The following is a 17,973-nucleotide window of genomic DNA, read 5'->3' as shown; positions in this document are numbered from 1 at the left end:
TCTGATGGCGGTGGTATGGCTGACGAAAGCAGGATCACTCCACATCGCTGCCGAATGAGGCCGCCGGAGCCGGTTTGACGGCCCCGGCACCTCCTCGATCCGATCGACCAAATTTTTCGGCCGCGCTGATGACCGCGGCCGAGACCTCGAGAGCACGATACCTGCAATATCGAGGCACGCCCACTTTGACTTGTCGCCGTTGACGAAAGCCTGGACTGAATAGGTGAGGCTATCGCCGGCAGCCCTTTGTCTTGCAGGAACGTCAGCCGTTGTTCACAGTATCCTTGAGGGCCTTGGCGGGCTGAAACACCAGCTTTTTCGATGCGGCGATCTTGATTGTGGCCCCGGTCGACGGGTTGCGTCCCTCGCGCGCCGGCTTGTTCTGCACCTTGAATTTGCCGAAGCCGTTCAGAGACACTTCCTCGCCTTTGGCGGCAGCTTCGGTAATTCCTTTCAGCACATCCTCAACTACAGTCTTAGCCTGCGCCTTCGACAGGCCGTGCCCCGTAGCAAGACGCTCCGCCAGGTCATTGGTGTTTACTGCCATGTTGCCATCCCCTCTTGCGTTGATTGGAACGCTCGCCTTATTGCACAGCTTTAGGGGAATCAGGAATACCGCTCTCCCGGGTATTTTTGACTTCGGCGCTCGGAGACCGTGCTTTGAATCCAGAGACGGCGCAAACCGTGGTTCTCACCCACGTCGCTTGAGCCCATGGTTCCCGCGACTGCGGCGCCCTACCTTCCGCCAAGCCCCTGAAGCACTGTCGCCGAGGGGGCTGCCGAGGGCGACAATGACAAGGGTCCGGACTACCGCATCCTCGCCGGCGCCACCGACTTCGGTGCGGCATGCAAGAAGACGTCGCGCGAAGGCCGCGACTACCACTCCGTCAAGCTCGATGATCCAAGCCTCCCCGCTCCGATCTACGCGAGGCCTGGTAGACCGAAGCTGAGGGCGAGTTTTCGCTCATCCGGTCTCGCCCGCGCAGCCGAGTGAGGTCGGCCCAATACAGAGAAGCCCCGTCCGCCGGAAGGGGCCTCTCTCTGCTCACGTCCGCCCCAGCGCTGAACAGTAAACTGCGGGACCCGTCTAGGCGTTGGCGGCAACTTTGCGCGTTTTCTTAACCGGAGATGTTGCCGTCGCTGCAGCCGTTGCAGCCGCGGCGGCGCGGGGCGCCCGCGTTGGTTTCGCCGCCAGAGCCGGCTGCTTTGCGCGCGGACGCCCAAGTCCAGACGCCTTCGCCAAGGCAGAGCGGGTGGCGGCATAGTTCGGCGCGACCATCGGATAATCGGCTGGCAGGTTCCACTTCTGCCGATATTCTTCTGGGCTCAGATTATAATGTGTTCTGAGATGCCGCTTCAACGATTTGAACTTCTTGCCGTCTTCCAGGCAGATGATGAAGTCGGGCGTCACAGATCTCCTGATCGAGACAGCCGGCTCCTGTTTGGCCAAAGGTTCTGCTGCAGCCATGCCAAGCCCACGAAGGGCCGCATGGGTGTCGCCGATCAGCTTTGGCAGTTCTGCCACCGGCACCGAATTGTTCGACACATAGGCGGAAACGATATCAGCTGCGAGTGACACAAGATCGGCATTATCGTGAGGCTCATCGGACATGGTGTTGGTGTTTTCCCTCTTGATTGATTGGTGGATGGACCTGCTATTTGTGCAGATTGACCGATAGATCAAGCGAATAATGGATTGTTTGCTTTCCCGCACGAATATTTGAGCGATTAGCTTCCTTCTCCGACTCTAATTGCCATTCTCCTTTTTGAGCCGAATGCGACAAAGCTCCTCAGGACGCGAACGGCAGCTTTGCGCCTCAGACTCGCCGTTCAGCCTGCAGTGATCGCTGCCTGGAAGCCGTCATTCCGCGAAGTCCCGACGGACTTACACGCCGGTTCACAGCAAGCCCGAGCCGCTCGATTTCGCGTTCAATCTTCTCCGCCCAGAATCGTTGCTTCTTCAACCGAGAATTGGCAACCTTGAGCATGTGGACCAGCACCTCGCAAGCGCGACTCGGGCCTCCATCTCCACTATGCGCGCAGGCCTGCGCGGATGGCATGACGGGTGGGAGTTGACCTGCTGGAACTCGTCGAAGGTCACGTCCAACCCTCATGGAGCCGCACCCCTTCGCGCCGGAGGTGACGCCGGCGCACCGCTAACGGAGCGACCCGCAGCTTCCCGCAAAGTCCAGTCGACCTCTTCCCTCAGAGCATACACGACCTGCGCAACGTCTTGTGCATTCCCAAGGATCAACTGGGCAACGAAATCGTTAAGTTGGTGCAGCGATAGAAATTCCTGACCGTTAAACTTCTTGGCCAACTCAGCCAGCCTTGCCGGATTGTCAACGGCGCTTGGGAAAGCTTCATTAGTCCGAAGAACGAAGTCGACCAAGCGCTGGATGGCGTAGTGCTGGTAAGCCGGTTTCCCGAAGTCATTGTAAGTTCGTTTCTCAAGCAGGATTTCTGAAAGTTCTGCGGCGGTTTCGCGCGCCAAAACCCGCCGTTCGAAGACGTCAGCCCGATGAGCCGCACAAAGCGATGCGGCTCTGTCGAGTTCGGTCTTCCGAAGCGCTGGTACGGTTCCGAGCTTCCGGCGGATGCGTAGCGCTCCAGTCCGGCAAGAGAGCTCAAGTAGTGGGTCCGCACCGAACGCCTGTGCGGCGCGCAGTGCAGCGAGCCAGAATGTTTCGGCCTCGCTCAAGCTCTCGCGTCCTTCGAGCAGGGCGGCGGCGGTCGAATGGATGCGAGCGAGAGTATCTGGCGCGATCCGATGATGAGCCTCGATCAACAAGCTGCGAGCGCGGTCGAGCAACTCGTCATGCCGCCCCTGCCAAGCAAGAAGTTCAAAGAAGATGTCCACCAGCGGCCCGTCCAGCCGTTCCACACCTTCCTCCTCCAATCGAGCAAGTAGCGCTTGGCTGACAAAGCCGGACTGTATCTGCTGGCGCGTGATTTGGCGGAGCTCGTGCAATCGATCGCTGTCCTCGTGCTGCGCAGTTCTCGACATTCCAGCGAGGCGCTCAGAACCTTCCCGTTCGAGCGAAGCGGCGCCAAGCTTTCTGCGAAGGAAGCTTTGGGCTTTCGGTGGAAACTCCTTCAGTGCCGGCCGCAGCCCCCTCCCGGCTTCGTCTGTCCAGCGGCCATCGATCTCCTGGCTGCTCTGATCGAGGCGGAGCCGATGGTAGAGCTCCTCGGTGCGGTAAATGAGACTCTCTCCCTGTGTGAAGTAGTAGGCAATGGCGCGCTCGTTGATCTCCCGCGCAAGCCGCTCCTCCAACGATGCGTCGAGGTTGGCCAGCATGATGCCGCGCACGTCCTGACGGTGTCTCAAAGCGTCAGGGTCGGATACGTCGGCGGAGAAAAGCTGGCCTTCGAGCCGCGCATCCTCCATCAATTGCTGGGGCGATGTCTTGCCCAGATCCAACCCGCAGGGCTCCGCCAGGACTTTGGTGATAACGTCCTCGGTAAGGCGGCGGACGAGCAGGCCAGGCCTGGCGATCTTGCGCAGCTCCTGGTTGCGGATGCGACGGAGAAAACGATCGTAAAGGGTGGCCTGAATCGATTCAGGATCGTCACGCGCCAGCTCGCTCCAATCCTCTGGGTTGAACTCGGTCTGTTCTTTTTCCAGGATTCCAACGGCCAAACGCAAGGCGAGCGGTGAGCGGCCCACCGCCTCTCGGACTCGCCTGGCCACATTCGCGCCGATCTCGAATCCGGCTCGCGCCGCTTCGTTCCGCAAGTACGTCTCGGCCTCGGCAACCGAGAACTGTCTGAGCCGAATCGAGCGCTTTCCGGAGAGATCCCGAGGCCGCGCGAAGGCGCGCGACGCGTAGATCTGAAGCAGGCGAGCTCCGGCCAAAACGAGGAGTTTGGCCACGGCACGAGTGCTATATGCGGCGCTATCGTTGAACGTCTCCACCTGTTCGAACGTGTCGATGAACAGAATCACCCGCGGTGGTCCCTCCTTCCGCCCAGCCAGCGTGGACACCAGTCGATGAGCCAGATAATAATCGCTTCGATTAGCCTCGATGCTGCGGATCGTCGAGCCGGTAATCTCCAACCCGGCGTCACCAGCTGACACATCGCGTGTGAGGGCAAGAAGCAACTCTGAGTCCTTTCTAGCCCACCAACGTGCAGCCTGCCGAACGAATTCCTGCAGGATTGTCACCGGCCGGGCCTGCTGAAGCGACAAGCGGTCAAAGTCGATGTGAAACACAGCGTCGGGTCGCAAGGACGGTTCCGAGCTTTCCAAGACATCCGCGATGAACCGGGTAATAGCAAGAGATTTGCCGATCCCACCCGGTCCGTCGATTAAGACCGGCTGGCTCGGCTCGTCACTAGCCCAGCGCCTCCGCAGGTAGAGCTGGAGGGAGTTACGCCCTACAAAGCGGTGCAGGTCGGCTCCGCCCGCAGTTCGCAAGAAATCAATGCGCGCAATGTGCTGGTCGATCTCATCCGGCTCGAACGAGAGTTTTGCCCCGGCGGCGGCGGCCCATGGAGCAACCCGGCTCAGCGCCAAGAGCTGGGCTTGATCGTCACGGTTCACCGGGACTGTCTCTCCAGCTAGGATAGCTTGTAATAGCTGTTCCGTGAGCGTTCGGTCCGTAGGCTCTAACGCAGATAGAGTGCGTTGCGCCGTCTCAGCGCCGACAAGCTCGAGTACCTGCAAGCGCTGCGGATTCGGAAGCTGGACCGCGGCGATGTCCTCGTCCGCGGAGGGCAGGCAAGCGGCCTGCAGATCAAGCGCGGCGCGCATTGCTTGGCGCTGTTCGTCGCGTTGTGCGTCCCCATGAGCGGCGAGCCAGCTGTCGAGCAGCACCTCGGGTTGGAAGCTTTCGCGGACTGCTGCAGCCGCCCAGAGATCGCGTGCGGGCCCAGGGTCCCCGGCAAGTTCAAGGGTGGGAAGGATGGCGGCGGTCATGCTCGGACTTCCTGCCTAAGCTCGACGAGCTTTTTGCTGACGTGCTCGCCGGCTACCCTGCCACCGAGGAGCGCAAGCTCGCAGACAACAGGTGTCAGCCATTGCCGCAGAGCCGCATCGTCCATCGGCCGTGCGCCCCGAGCATTGATGATCGTCGCGGCCTCTTCGACCTCCCTCGTCTGGAACGCGGTAAGCCGCTCTATTTCGACCAACCGAAACGGGTCTTCCACTCCGTAGCCGTCGCCCGCACCGAGCAGGAACAGCTTGCAACCCTGAAGTTCGCCTTGGAGGCGCCGCTGTGCAAGTGCGCAGATGAAAAGCTTGACCTCAGTCGGGATCTTTCGGTCGACACTGTCGAACACAATCCACGGGACTCTTGGCTGGGAAAACCACTTCTCTGCAATCTCTTGCGCGTACCGGTCGGCCACGGTCTCGGCGGTGGCTCCGACGGTCGTTGGCTTGACCGCCCTCGCAAGGTTGAACTTCCCCACCAGCAAGTCAAAGAGGCCCCCGATCGAGCGCTGGTCGGACCTCGCGACCAGATCGATCTTGAAGGGCTCAACTGCGCCCGCTGAGTTTCCAACATGGCTAATCAGGTACCAGGAGTGGGTTCTGCCGCCACCTTCCGGCCCGTCGATCATTAGCACGTCCGGCCTATCGTAGGTAATGAGATTCTCCAACGCGGCACGAAGCGGCGATCTATTGACGACCGGGACACCTCTCGACAACACTGCTTTCCAAGGCAGCTCGTTTCCGAGCGCCTGTTCGGCGCGGGCGATCCGGTCAGCTGCCTGTTTGAGGAGTGAGGCGGACTCGTGGTCTGAAAAGTCCGCTGTTATCTGCTCTAGAATGGGTCTTATTCGGGCCGAGTTCGTTTCGAGCCAACCGTTGAGCTCCACAGCTATGCTCGGCATCGATTTGGCGGCAGCGGAAAATTCCTCAATCCGAACGCCAGCCCGCCCGAGGACCATGGCTAAGGTGTCATGATTGACAGACGCGACCCATTCCGACAGGGCGAAGCGTTCATCCGTCAGGAGGATCATGGAAGTAGACCCCCGCCGAGCGCTTTCGCATGGGCGGCAATAAGAGCGAATGGGATGGCTTGGTTGTAGGGGACACGGGGGCTCGGCCAATCATAGCCAGCATGGTGGATCGCGACGAGGTTTAGGCTGGCGTCGAACACAGGCGAGCCTGACGAGCCTTCCTCGGTGTTGACGCTGTGGCGCAGGCGCGTGGCGCTGATCCAGGTCACGGCCCCGATGTCGATCTTCATCGGCTGTGCCTTGGGATGCTGTAGGATCAATAAGCCCTCGTTCTTGCCGGCTGTGTGAGGCTCTGGCAAAGTCTGGATGAAGCCACGCTCCACCCCCCCGGCAACGATGGCTGCTTCGCCAATCTTACTCTCCAGCCGAAGCAGGGCGTAGTCCAGCCTGTCCGACGGGGTGATATCGCTGTCTGGTCTTAGATCCTCCTCTGCATGTACGCTTGAGGCTGCAAGGTCAGTGACCTTGACCAGTTTTCCCGGCGTCGTGTAGCCCTCCGCACCTTGCTTGTGATCGAAGAGGCAGTATATCGTCCCGGCGAGCTTCCCGGCTCCGTCAAGCGCACCCGCGATAACATGATGGTTCGTCAAGACGAGATCAGGCCCGATCAGCGACCCCGTTCCATAGGTAGTCGGGGTCTCGACCCGGCACACCGCCGCTTCCCGCTTAGCCAACTCGGCCCGAAAGACAGTCACATCTTGGTACGGCTGGCCGTCCTTGCGGACCAGTACCTCCAGGCTGCCTTGTGAAGGCCCCTGCGTGAAGCCGGCGCGGTCCGCCAGCGCGACAATCTCTGGCACGTCAGGGCGCGCATCGCGCAACGCAGCGATGAGGCACTGTGTCTGGTTTCGCATATCAAAGTGGGCGTGAACGTCCACTACTTGATACTGCCATGCTTTCGGGCCTGAGATTCTATGCAGCTGAAGTCCAAACCTTTCCAACAGCAGTCGGTCGACGTCCAGCGGATGGAAACTATCCTCCATCGCCTTAAGCAGAAGCGCTATATCGCCCCCCTGTAGTCTCAAGGGTCCCTCCTCGTAGTCCCCGGTTATGATAGGAACCAAACGACACGATCATCGTCACCACGAAATGCTGCACTGTAATATTGGCCGCGCGCTCAGGTTCCACCAACGGATGAGTCCGTGCACACAATATAGCCGATTTCTCACGAGCCTGCGACTGTACATTTCGAGCGCCTGTCGGAGGACTGATGTTGCAACGGCGGATCAGGTTACGGGTCCGTCGAACCACAGCAGCTACGTCGGGAACCCGGCCAGCAGCGTGGCCAGCAACGGCTGAGGCGATGGCGTGCATCGCTGTGTGGATCTCGGTGCGGCGGACGAAGCTAGTGCCGCCCAGAACGGATCGCATGTCTCGGACCGTCTAGTACCGCGTCCTTGTCAGGAGGCCCGCGCCGGAGAGCGCCCGGCGCGTCGTCGTCGGTGTGGCAAGCATCGCCTCAAGGGTCGTGGTCGGACTGGCTCTGGTTCCCACCTGGCTCGACGACAAGCGCGGAGACCGGGAGAGAAGGCCGAGAGGAAGTGCAGCGCGTTCTACTCGGCCCCGTTCAAATCACGCGATGTTTTTGCGTCGATCGCCGCATGGCACGGCTCCGTGCATGGCCTGCGTGTCGCGGCTCGTCGCACTTGGGCAGGACGTCCGAGAATGACCGCGGCCATCCTTCCCACCCTTGACCTTGTACCGCATCCGGGCCCGCACGCGCTCTCTGGGCGGCCGGAGGAGCGGATCAAATCCGCAGGAAGCTTGGACGAGCTCCGTACGGGACGGCCGATGTGGCGCCGCTCGCGGGGGCCTTGCCCCTGAGTTGCGGCCCCTCGGCTGTGGCCGCGTGACGCACGTGCTCTTCACACTCATCGGCAGGAATTCTTTAATTCCTGGGTCAGCCAGTGAGCGTGTTCTCCACACGCCGCCGACAAAACTAGACAGTGTGCTCTGCAAGTATTAACCTGCCGGCTGCAAATAAAGTCGTTCATCTAGACGTTTTAGGAGATCGTCATGGCCTCCTTTGAAGAGCGCCTTGATTCCGTAAAGCAGCGTCTCACCCCCGCCGTCCGCGAGGCGATCGACCGAATGGTCGCCGGCGGCCTGCTTCCGCCCGCCTTCGTCGAGGTCCTCGCCGCCCCTACGCTGGACGACCTTATCCCCGAGCGGCGCAGCGGCCTGGAGGTGGCCGCGCGGCTGGGCGCCACAGCGGCGGGCGAGGTCGTGCTGGGACGCATGCCGATCGCTGGGTTAGAGGCTATCGTCCAGCGGGTCGGGCGTCCGCCCCTCCTTGTGCGCAACGATAAAGTCGTGCTGGAGGACCTCCCCGACTTCCCGGAGGATACGGCCGACCGCATCCGCGCCGTGGAGCCGCTTGTGCCTTCCGTCGGACGGATCGAGTTCGTCAACCACAACCTGAGCTGGGGTGGCACAGGCTGGGTGGTCGAGGACCGCGGCCGCCGACGCCTCGTCATCACCAACCGCCACGTCGCGAAGATTGTCGCGAAGCGGAAGTCGGACGGGGCCGCGATCTTCTTGCGCAACCCGTTCGGCGCGAAGTACGGGGCGGCGATCGACTTCATCGCGGAGGTTGACCGGCTGGACGACACCTCCCGAACGCTGCGCCTCTCTGGGGTCGAGTACCTCGCGGACGACCTCTCCGCGGACGTTGCTCTCATGCGCGTCGAGGCGGACGGGGACGAGCTGCCGCCGCCGCTGGAGCTCGCCGACACCCCGTTCGGCGACGACCGGCGCGTCGCGATCATCGGGTACCCGGCCTTCGATGGGCGCAACAACGCCGATGACCAAGCGCGCTATTTCCGCGACCTCTATGAGGTGAAGCGCTTCGCACCTGGTTTCATCAACGGCGATCCTGGCGCGGGAGTCCTGTTCTCGCACGACTGCACGACGCTCGGCGGCAACTCCGGTTCGCCGCTCATTCGTCTCTTGGATGGCAAGGCCGTCGGCCTCCATTTCCAGGGCGAGTACGGAAAGAACAACACGGCGGTCTGCGCTGCGACCATCATCGCACTCCTGCGCGGCGAGCGGCCCGTTTCGATCAGATTGCACGGCTCCGGCGAGATTGAGCGGCCGGACGGCCATCATGACGCCGCCCACTTCGCGGGCCGCCGGGGCTTCCACCAGAATTTCCTCGGGCTAGTGACGCCCTGGCCGGCCCTACCGGACACCCTCGTCGCCGACCTCGCGCGCCCCAGCGACGGGCCCGAGGAGTCGAACGAGCTCCGCTACACTCATTTCGGGGTGAAGTACTGCGCCCGCCGGCACTTGCCGTTGATGACGGCCGTCAACATCGACGGGGGCCGAGCCGTGCGGATCAAGCGCGGCGACGACCAGTGGTTCAGCGACGGGCGCATCCCGCGCGAAATCCAGCTCGGCCGAAACGACTTCAGGGACGACCAGATCGACCGCGGCCACATGGTTCGCCGCGAGGACCCCAACTGGGGCGAGGAGGGAGAGGCGCGCCTCGGAAACGATGACACGTTCCACTATGTGAACGCCGCCGCGCAGCACTCCACCCTGAACCAAGGCAAGACGCTTTGGCTTGGCCTCGAGAACTACATCCTCGACAGCGCCCGCACGCACGGGCTCAAGGCGTGCGTCTTCACGGGGCCGGTGCTGCGACGCGACGACGAAGAGGAGGAGATCGTCATCGACCGCGCGACCGTGCCGATCGAGTTCTGGAAGCTCGTGGTCACCCTCGACGCGGCGGACGAGGGGCTGAACGCGACCGCCTACCTCCTCAGCCAGGGCGACCTCATCCGCCGGCTCCTCGAGGACCGCTCGCGGCGGGAGGCGCTGGAGGGCTTCACTCTCGGCGAGTATCGCACCTTCCAGATATCCGTCGCCGACCTTGCGGAGGCGACCGGCTACGATTTCTCCGCCTACTTCGCGGCGGACCCCTTAGCCCGCTTGCCCGCCGCGGCCGAAGCCGCCGCCAGCGACGAGGTGATCGTGGTACCGCTCGAGACGCTTGCCGACATCCAGCTTGGATCAGAAAGGGAGAAGCGACCGATGACCGAGGCCCCCGAATCCGAGATCAGCGTCACCCCGGTGCTCCGGGCGCTGAACGACCGGCCGGACGAAGAACTCGCCTTCCGCGGCGAGGCGGTCGGGGAGGAAGACCTGCACGAGGACCCCGACAGCGCGCCCGAGCCGCTGACGGAGTCGGTGGAGGCGGGTCTCGAGGCGACAACGCGGTGGCGGGCGGCGAACGCCCTTCTCGCGCTGCGAAAGCAGGTCGACGAGGCGGCGCCGAGCCGGAGCAAGTCGTCAGATGGGACGATCGGCGACACGCGGCATTGCGGCGGACCGAAGTCCACCTCCGACCACTGCCCACGGGTGCTGGACAACGGTGTCGCGGTGGTGACAGCTATTGATATTACCCACGATCCTGCACACGGCTGCGACGCCCACGCTATCGCCGAAGCGATCCGCCTGAGCAAGGATAGCCGTGTTAAGTACATCATCTCGAAGTCCCGGATAGCCGCATCGGTCCCGAAAGGAGGCGCGGCCGCATGGGCTTGGCGTCCCTACAAGGGGTCCAACAAGCACGAGAAGCACTGCCACATCTCGGTCCAGCCATCTCCGTCGCTGTTCGACAAGACGACGGCCTGGACGATCAAGTAAACGCGCTCCGCCGGACGTCCGCCCCGCGTAGCGCTGCCGATTTCACTATTAGGACCGAGGTTCCCATCATGGGGTTTGTCGCCGATGTGATCTCGCGCCTCTCCGGCCAGGCGGCAGAGGACTATACACACCGCTACATCGGCCCGACGGGCGGCACGATCGCTCCGGAGATGGAGTACGTGCGAGTCTGGCTCCGCAGCGCGCGCATCCTCGACGTCCGCCGGTGGACGCGCAAGTTCTACCCGACCGTGCACGCACGCTTCGTCCATGCCGACGCTACGACTGGGGTACGGGAGGTAATGTCCGTCAGCTCGCCGACGAAGGCGTTCCAAGAGCTTGACGCGAGCCACCTCGACCGCTTCATTGTGGTCAACCAGCCACTACTCGGACCCACCCCCGTCCGTGGCGATCTCACAAGCGAAATCGCCCTCTTCTCCGTCGTATCCGACGACCTCGCGAAGCCATACCTCGATCTCCTGTCCGAGCTCACGGCAAATTCGGCCGGCTCGTTCCTGTCGTCCGTTGCGCCTATCATCGCGCCGCTCCGGCGTGGGGCGGAGGTGCTGCTCCTCGATCCCGGCCGCGCCGAGCTCGAGATCGGCCTCTCGCGCACCGATAGCCTGATCGAGACTGGCAACATCGTAGTCGCCCGCACGCCGAAGGGCGGCAACGCGCTCGCTGAGGCCACGATCGACAAGGACGATTTCCGCCTCCTCGACCGGTCCGGCCGGCCGCTCGGGGCCTTCCCGTACATGGTGATCGGCGTCGAACGCATTACCGAGCGGCCGGACTACCGCAGCATACCGGAGGTCCGCGCGGCCTGGAAGCGAATCACGGACGCGGCACAGAGCCTCGAGCCGGAGGACAAGGTGCTCGATGAGTTCAGGGCGCTCGTGCGCGCGGTCCGCTTCAGCGCGGACCTCGTGCCACACGACCGCGATCGCGTCATCACGCTCTTCGCAGACGAACTGCGCCAGGCCGGCTATGAGATCGGCCCCGTCCCGGGCCTGCCGCGGAGCAAGGCGCCGCTCGCCGTCGGCGGCGCCGAGAGCTCGGCGGGGCTGGAGGGCATTCTGCCGCCGCAGCCGCCGGAAGAGGTCGAGGTGGCGGACGCGATCGGTCCTGGTCGGCAGATCTCCCTCGCCGTGGCACGCGAGATGATCCTCGATCCGCGCGTGCCTGAGGAGGTGGTGCGCCAACTCCTCGTGCCGGTCCCCGACCAGTCGCGGCCGTTCGCCCCAGCGGTGGCGTTCAACCCTGCCCTTGTCGCTGTCGGGCAGCCGGACACGGGGCTTGAGGGCGCGCAGCTGATGGGGTGGGCGAACGAGCTCGTCGGATGGCGCCGGCAGAACCGCTTCCTGATGCGTCGCCGCGAGAACGACCCGCGACCTGTCCTCGTCTCCGTGGGGGACAGCTGGTTCCAGTTCCCGCTCTTCCTGTCGGACGTCATCGACCAGCTCGGCGACACCTACTCGATCTGGAGCCTCGACGCCGCTGGCGACACGCTCGAGAATATGGTGTCGCACCAGCAGCGCCATTTCCAGGGGTTGAGGCGCTGGAAGGGCGTCGCGAAGCTCCTCCTCTTCTCCGGCAGCGGCAACGACATCGTCGGCGAGGATCCGGACGGCGTCTCCGTGCTCACGAAGATCCTGCGCCCATTTGAGCCGGGGAAGCCGGCGGCGTGGTACCTCGAGACCGGCGAATTCCATCGCCGGCTCGCGACGCTGAAGGGGCTCTACGAACGCCTCTTCAAGGAGGTGGCGAACGAATTCCCCGGCCTTCCAGTCCTCTGTCACGGCTACGATCACGCGATCCCGGCTTTCCCCCAAGACAAGCGGAACCCGCTGTGGGCGCGGCAGGATCAGTGGCTCACTGGCCCGATGGTCCGACGCCTCGGCATCCTGGACCCGACGCTGCGACGCGAAATCATCGCAAACCTCATCGACCGGCTGAACGCCATGCTGATCGGCCTGTGCGGCGGGAATGCCGGCGGAACACATAAGAACGCTTTCCACGTGGACGTCCGCGGCGTTGTGCGCGACCGCTGGGCCGACGAGTTGCACCCGACGGACCGCGGCTTCACGGACGTAACGAAGCGGTTCGCGGACGTCGTCAGCCAGGCGCTCGGCACCGGGGCCGAGGAGGCCGCGGATGTCGCCGTCGAGGCGGCGCGCGAAGAACTCCTCGCCTTCGCCGCCGCCGACCGAGGGGAGGTCCCGGCGCCCGAGGCGGGTGCCGCAGGCCTTGAAGGGACGGCAGCTGCCGGGGGACTCGAAGGCCCGTTTCCGGAGGTCTCCGCCCGGGCGCTGCGGCTTATCGTCGACTACGAGACCGGCGGCCGCGCCTACTACGAGCGCGTCCTCAAGAAGCGGCCGATCTGGCCGAAGGGCCAGTCTGGCATCACCATCGGCTTCGGCTATGATCTCGGCTATACCACGGCGACCGAGTTCGCACGGGACTGGGCGCGACTCGACGATACCGTTCGCCAGCGCCTTGCCCCCACCGTCGGCCTCAGCAGCCGGACCGTCCCGGACGCAGACATGGCAGCGCTCGCCCACGATCTGCGCGACATCGCCATCGAATGGGAGTTAGCAGAGGCCGTCTTCAACGCCGCCACCATGCCGAAGTTCGTGGGGAAGACGGTGCGCGTGCTACCCAACGCCCGGGAACTGCACTCGCACGCGTTCGGCGCCCTCGTGTCGCTCACCTTCAACCGGGGGGCGACGTACGCCGTCCCGCGCAGGCTAGGCGACACGCTCGACCGCTACCGCGAGATGCGCGGCATCCGGCAGGCGATGGGAGCGGGGCGCTTCCGCGATGTGCCGCCGCTGATGCGCATGATGAAGCGCGTCTGGCGCAACACCGCGGTCCAGGCCGGCCTCGCCCGCCGCCGCGAGGACGAGGCGCTGCTATTCGAGGCCGGCCTCGCCGAAATGCTAGGCCAAGCGGGCGGATCGCTTAGCATTAATTACTCTCAATGAAATCTATTATGGAGAAGAAGTAATGTCATTCTGCACACTTATTTCTCCGATCATTGCAATCGCGATGCCATTGGCCTTCAGCACTCCCACCCAAGCTTGTAGCTCATTGCTCAACGATGCCATCACCGCCGTGGTCCGCCCGTTGATCGAGGCTTCGGAACCTTGTCGCGAACTCGGCTTCTCGGTTGGCGGCGGCTGCGCCGTGCAGAATCCTTTCGGCGGGTGTATCGTCCGAGCTCCAAGTTTCGGGATCGACAAAAGCCGTGTCGAGCTGAGGGACTTCAGCTACTGTGTTGGCGACGGCCAATCCGAAGTTCGGGCGCGGGTCAATGTTCGCTGCTCAACCTCGCCGGAGGCGGTAATCCAAACGCATATTGAGGAGGATATAACGCTCACCGCTGTCATCGACGATGCCACTTGCGCGCTCCGGGATTTCCATGTCGAGCCGTCGGGGGAGATCGGCAAGTGGATTGCGAAGGCGGCCGGTGCAACGGGGCGGCTGCGAGGTCCGATCCAGTCCAACCTTGACTCTATCTGCAGGTGATTGGGGGCGTTCGCATGACAATTCCTCGGGGCCTCGCGGCGAGCACATTGGCGTTCTTCGCCACGGCCGCAGCTGCGAAGGCGGATGTCGATGCCGAACAATGTCGCCGGCAGATGGCCGACATCCTGCGGACCGGCGTGGACTGCAGCCTCGCGTTTGACGCGGACCCGGCCCTCACGGCGCAGCTGAAGGCGCAGACCGGCGGCGCGATCTCTGGACTTGCGTGCCGAATGCCACTCGCGTTTGCGAAACAGCGGATCTACGGCGAGTTCATCACTGACGGCGCCATCAAGCTGCCGCCGCTCGACGTGCGCTGCACGCTTTCGGGCGCTGGACCACCACTTGAGGTTACTACGTCGTTTCAACCAAGCTGCACCCGGGTCGGCGGCGGCGCTTGGGAGTGCGAGCCGAGGATGTCGGCTACAACCGGACTCGGCGTGCTCGGCCGGATTCTGGAGGCAGCCGTAAATTCCAGTGCCGAGCTGAAGCGCCAGATGGGTGAGGCGCTGTCTCAACTCAACCAGCGGTGACGCGATGCATGTACCTGATGAGATTCAGATGGCGACGACTGAGCCTAAGTCCGATCCGGCGCCTGCGGTAGTTTATTGCCTACCGGCGCTGGTCGCGTCAATCTGTGGCTGCGGGAGGCGCACTTCCTCAAGATATCGGGAGCGTCCCGCCTCGATTGGGGTTCAGCGATGAGCGACAAGTTCAAGTTCGAGTGGGTCGTGGTCGAGAAGGTGGAGCGGAAGGGGCCGAAGGCTGACGTACTCGAATTACCGGGCGCGGCGCCGAGGCGCGCCGGCACAAGTTTCGGAGAGGACGTCGCACTCGTGGCGGCGGCACCGCCCTCCGAGGTGAAACCGATGACCGTCCAAGAGGCAGGCGAGGAAGCCCGTGCCGGTAAAATTCCTTTAATCCAAATGCCGCTTCGTCTGATCAGGCCGAAGTCGAAGGCGGAGGGCGCCGCCGGGCCGACGCATGATCCACCCTGGGGGCTCGCCGACATAGGGACGGGCGGCGGCGAGTTGCGCGGCAAGGGCGTTGTGGTCGCAGTACTAGACTCGGGGATCGACGCCGGGCACGAAGCCTTCCGCCATCTGGAGGGCAAGATCGCTGCCTTCAACTTTACAGGCGTCGGCCCCGAGACCGACGCAAGGGACGACGACGAGGGGCACGGCACGCACTGCGCAGGAACGATCTTCGGCGACACGATCGACGGGATACCCGTTGGGGTCGCACCGGGGGTCGAGAAGGTGCTGATCGGCAAGGTGTTTCACAACAGCGTGGGCGGCGACACGAACAGTATCGTGCGAGCGTTGAAGTGGGCTCAATTCAACGGCGCTGACGTGATCTCCATGTCGCTGGGGATTGACTTCCCCGGCTATGTCGGTCTGCTGATGAAGAAGTACAAGCTAGAGATAATTCAAGCCGCAAATATAGCGCTCGAGGCATACCGTCGGAACCTCGAAATGTTCAACAAGCTGTCCGAATCGGTGATCGGCGTGCCGGGCCTCGTCGACGGCTCGCTGGTGGTCGGTGCAGCCGGCAACGAGAGCGACATGCCGAACTACACGATCGCAGCTTCGCTTCCGGCGAACGCTACTGAGTTCGTCTCGGTGGCGGCTCTTAAGCGGCCAGCCGACGGCAGGTATCAGCTGGCGCCCTTCTCCAATGTCGGCGCGAAGCTTGCGGCGCCGGGCGTCGGGATCTGGTCAGCGAAGCCTGGAGGCGGGGGCGTTGCGATGGACGGAACCAGCATGGCTGCACCGCATGTTGCCGGCGCGGCATGCCTGTGGATCGAGAAGCTGCAGGACGGGACTGGCTCGGTGAGCGCGCGCAAGGTCATCGACATGCTTAAGGAGAAGGCAAGCCCGCTTGAACCAGGCGTCGCCGAGGATGCTGTTATCTGGGGTCGGGCCCGTGCTCCACAATAAGGTGGCGGGGCTTATTGATAACGCGGAGAGGCCGTTCGGGGTGCCGGACGCGGGGCTAGCGCAGGTGCTGGATGGAGAATCAAAGCGTCCGGTCGGGATGGCCTTTCTCGTCAGTCCAACACTTGCACTCACCTGTGCGCACGTCGTGAACGTTGCGCTCGGCCGGAAGCGGGACGACACCTCCCCACCTCCGGCGGGCGCGACCGTCATGCTAGGGTTCCCGCATGCCGACGATATCCCGCGTCCCGATGGGGCGGTGCTCCCCGATCGGACCTCCAAGATCAGGCGGTTCAACCCGCCGGGCCGGCTCCCGACCAGCGACATCGCCTTGCTGGAGCTGGACGATCCCGCACCCGCCGAGGTCGGCGAGACGGTGCTGGCGGAGATTTGCAACGTGGCGCTCGACGGCGACGAGCTCGGCGTCTCGGGGCCGCCAGGGGACCCGAGGTTTGTCGTACAGGTCGACGCTCGCTTCGGCGGCAAGGTCAACCCGTCATGGACGCAGCTCGATTCTGTCACCGCGGGCGACGCATTCGTAAGGGGTGGCTTCAGCGGCGGCAGGGTCTGGAGCTTCCCGCATGACGCCACGATCGGCATGGTCGTCGCGATGCATCTCGGCGAGGATCAGAAGCGTGCGTTCATGATCCCGACGAGCGCGATCCGCCGCTTGATTCCCGACATCCCCAGCGAAGTGCGTCGGATCGGTCCGTATTTCTGTGCGACTTGGGCCGTCTTCGTGAGCTTCTTCTTCCTGATGATGCTGACTCACTTCCTAGGCGAAAGGATTGGAGGCTATCCAACGACGCTCGCGCTCGGGGGAGGCAATACAATCGTTACCGGCTTCTTCGGGATGAACATCCTCGCCGTGCTGATGCCGATGGTGCTCGGTATGACAATCCGCTTTTCGTCCGGCTACTCTGAGCATCCTTGGTGGATGCGGCTGCCGCGGTTCGGCCGCTTTGCGCGCCCAGCACAGCCGACGGCAAGCCGGACGGCAGCGTTGCTCACGCTGGCCCTCCTCGTGATCGCCCCGCTTTACGTGCAGGGGCACTTCCTACACATGTTCCACACCCGAGGTGATATCTACATCTATCCCGGCCAGTTCGGGTACACCGCCGATGAGCTCGAAAAGGAAGGGCAACGCTGCTACCGGTCGAGCGTGCACTACTGCACGCATCCAGACGCCGGGCCGTTCTCGGTGGTGACTCCGAAACCCGGAGCGCAGGGCGGGTACATCAATAATGCGTACCACTATGGCAAACGCGATCTTGCGCCACCTTCCTCGGTGACAATCTTCCCGGTCATCCAGCCGCTACTCATCTGGGGCGCGTATATCGCCAGCATCGCGCTTTCTGGGCTGCTCGCCGTCCGCGTCTTTTCCGCGCCGCGAAGGTTCGGGGCCAAGATCGACAGGAAGCCCCCCTGACGCTGCCGCAGCGCACCGAAGCAGCATTGGCATGGCCATCCGCACGGATGACGGCCGCCCCGAGGCGTGCGTCGACGCCGTGCACAAGGCGGAGGACCACTTCTTATGCATCGACATCCTTATCTGAAGCATCGGGCTCATCGGCGGCCAGAATGCACGCGCGGTGGAGCGTGCACCTACGGGTGGACAGATTGAGTCCGCAGCAAAGGCATACTTCATGAAATGCCATCGATCCGCAGCAATGCCGAAACTTTTTCAGAGCAGGCGGATACGCGATGTGCTTTAGCCAGGTAAGGCAGCTTTCGGAAAGCCGCAACACGGCACGATAGTTTGGAGGTCGTGACCGAGAGGCAGCTTGTCACACCTCTCGGCCAGAAGTTGACAGTCCGGCTTCGGCCCCCAATCTGCCGATCAGAATTGCGCCGCAGGCGGCCGCTCAAGGCGTGCACGGTGTCTCCGTCGCCTCGACAC

General features: G+C 63.4%; 11 protein-coding genes and 1 pseudogene. 7 read left to right on the top strand and 5 right to left on the bottom strand.

Annotated features, from left to right (window positions below; translation table 11 throughout):
* Window positions 1-262 precede the first annotated feature (262 nt).
* Window positions 263-571, bottom strand: coding sequence for an HU family DNA-binding protein (locus A9K71_RS15685; protein WP_280940556.1), 309 nt, complete (start codon window positions 569-571; stop codon window positions 263-265).
* 210 nt (window positions 572-781) lie between these two features.
* Here A9K71_RS15685 and A9K71_RS32610 point away from each other — a divergent pair.
* Window positions 782-928, top strand: a pseudogene (locus tag A9K71_RS32610) (DUF736 domain-containing protein); the annotation flags it as partial.
* A gap of 159 nt (window positions 929-1,087) precedes the next feature.
* On the opposite strand, the gene A9K71_RS15680 reads toward A9K71_RS32610, so the two are convergent.
* The 4 genes from A9K71_RS15680 to A9K71_RS15665 form a co-directional block, all read right to left on the bottom strand.
* Window positions 1,088-1,612: a MucR family transcriptional regulator gene (locus A9K71_RS15680; RefSeq protein ID WP_066997253.1), complete on the bottom strand. Its 525-nt coding sequence runs from the start codon at window positions 1,610-1,612 to the stop codon at window positions 1,088-1,090.
* A gap of 498 nt (window positions 1,613-2,110) precedes the next feature.
* Window positions 2,111-4,921: a hypothetical protein gene (locus A9K71_RS15675; RefSeq protein ID WP_066997250.1), complete on the bottom strand. Its 2,811-nt coding sequence runs from the start codon at window positions 4,919-4,921 to the stop codon at window positions 2,111-2,113.
* Window positions 4,918-5,964 carry a hypothetical protein gene (locus A9K71_RS15670; RefSeq protein WP_066997247.1) on the bottom strand — a complete coding sequence of 349 codons (1,047 nt, stop codon included), beginning with the start codon at window positions 5,962-5,964 and terminating at the stop codon, window positions 4,918-4,920. The genes A9K71_RS15675 and A9K71_RS15670 overlap by 4 nt, the downstream gene beginning before the upstream one ends.
* Window positions 5,961-6,989: a trypsin-like peptidase domain-containing protein gene (locus A9K71_RS15665; protein ID WP_156319997.1), complete on the bottom strand. Its 1,029-nt coding sequence runs from the start codon at window positions 6,987-6,989 to the stop codon at window positions 5,961-5,963. The genes A9K71_RS15670 and A9K71_RS15665 overlap by 4 nt, the downstream gene beginning before the upstream one ends.
* A gap of 991 nt (window positions 6,990-7,980) precedes the next feature.
* Here A9K71_RS15665 and A9K71_RS15660 point away from each other — a divergent pair.
* From A9K71_RS15660 to A9K71_RS15635, 6 genes are all read left to right on the top strand, one after another.
* The gene (locus tag A9K71_RS15660; RefSeq protein ID WP_066997241.1) at window positions 7,981-10,614 is read left to right on the top strand and encodes a DNA/RNA non-specific endonuclease; all 2,634 of its coding nucleotides are present in this window, start codon (window positions 7,981-7,983) and stop codon (window positions 10,612-10,614) included.
* A gap of 68 nt (window positions 10,615-10,682) precedes the next feature.
* Window positions 10,683-13,595 (top strand): hypothetical protein, encoded by a 2,913-nt coding sequence (locus A9K71_RS15655; protein WP_066997238.1) that lies wholly within the window; start codon window positions 10,683-10,685, stop codon window positions 13,593-13,595.
* 22 nt (window positions 13,596-13,617) lie between these two features.
* Complete coding sequence (locus A9K71_RS15650; protein WP_156319998.1) at window positions 13,618-14,139, top strand: hypothetical protein; 522 nt, start codon at window positions 13,618-13,620, stop codon at window positions 14,137-14,139.
* Between the two features lie 47 nt (window positions 14,140-14,186).
* Complete coding sequence (locus A9K71_RS15645; protein ID WP_156319999.1) at window positions 14,187-14,669, top strand: hypothetical protein; 483 nt, start codon at window positions 14,187-14,189, stop codon at window positions 14,667-14,669.
* A 168-nt stretch (window positions 14,670-14,837) separates the two neighbouring features.
* Entirely contained in the window at window positions 14,838-16,076 is a 1,239-nt protein-coding gene (locus A9K71_RS15640; RefSeq protein WP_066997228.1) for a S8 family serine peptidase, read from the top strand.
* The gene (locus tag A9K71_RS15635) at window positions 16,063-17,502 is read left to right on the top strand and encodes a trypsin-like peptidase domain-containing protein (protein WP_156320000.1); all 1,440 of its coding nucleotides are present in this window, start codon (window positions 16,063-16,065) and stop codon (window positions 17,500-17,502) included. The genes A9K71_RS15640 and A9K71_RS15635 overlap by 14 nt, the downstream gene beginning before the upstream one ends.
* Window positions 17,503-17,973: the final 471 nt, after the last annotated feature.

It is taken from the genome of Mesorhizobium sp. WSM3873 (assembly GCF_001672445.1).
GTDB lineage: Bacteria > Pseudomonadota > Alphaproteobacteria > Rhizobiales > Rhizobiaceae > Mesorhizobium.
The sequence above is the reverse complement of the archived record's forward strand: the minus strand, read 5'-3'. Positions and strand labels throughout refer to the sequence as shown.

Excerpts from the sequence above, each read along its gene's own strand:
- A9K71_RS15680 (WP_066997253.1), bottom strand. The coding sequence starts at position 1,612 with ATGTCCGATGAGCCTCACGATAATGCCGATCTTGTGTCACTCGCAGCT.
- A9K71_RS15675 (WP_066997250.1), bottom strand. The coding sequence starts at position 4,921 with ATGACCGCCGCCATCCTTCCCACCCTTGAACTTGCCGGGGACCCTGGG.
- A9K71_RS15670 (WP_066997247.1), bottom strand. The coding sequence starts at position 5,964 with ATGATCCTCCTGACGGATGAACGCTTCGCCCTGTCGGAATGGGTCGCG.
- A9K71_RS15660 (WP_066997241.1), top strand. The coding sequence starts at position 7,981 with ATGGCCTCCTTTGAAGAGCGCCTTGATTCCGTAAAGCAGCGTCTCACC.
- A9K71_RS15655 (WP_066997238.1), top strand. The coding sequence starts at position 10,683 with ATGGGGTTTGTCGCCGATGTGATCTCGCGCCTCTCCGGCCAGGCGGCA.
- A9K71_RS15650 (WP_156319998.1), top strand. The coding sequence starts at position 13,618 with ATGTCATTCTGCACACTTATTTCTCCGATCATTGCAATCGCGATGCCA.
- A9K71_RS15640 (WP_066997228.1), top strand. The coding sequence starts at position 14,838 with ATGAGCGACAAGTTCAAGTTCGAGTGGGTCGTGGTCGAGAAGGTGGAG.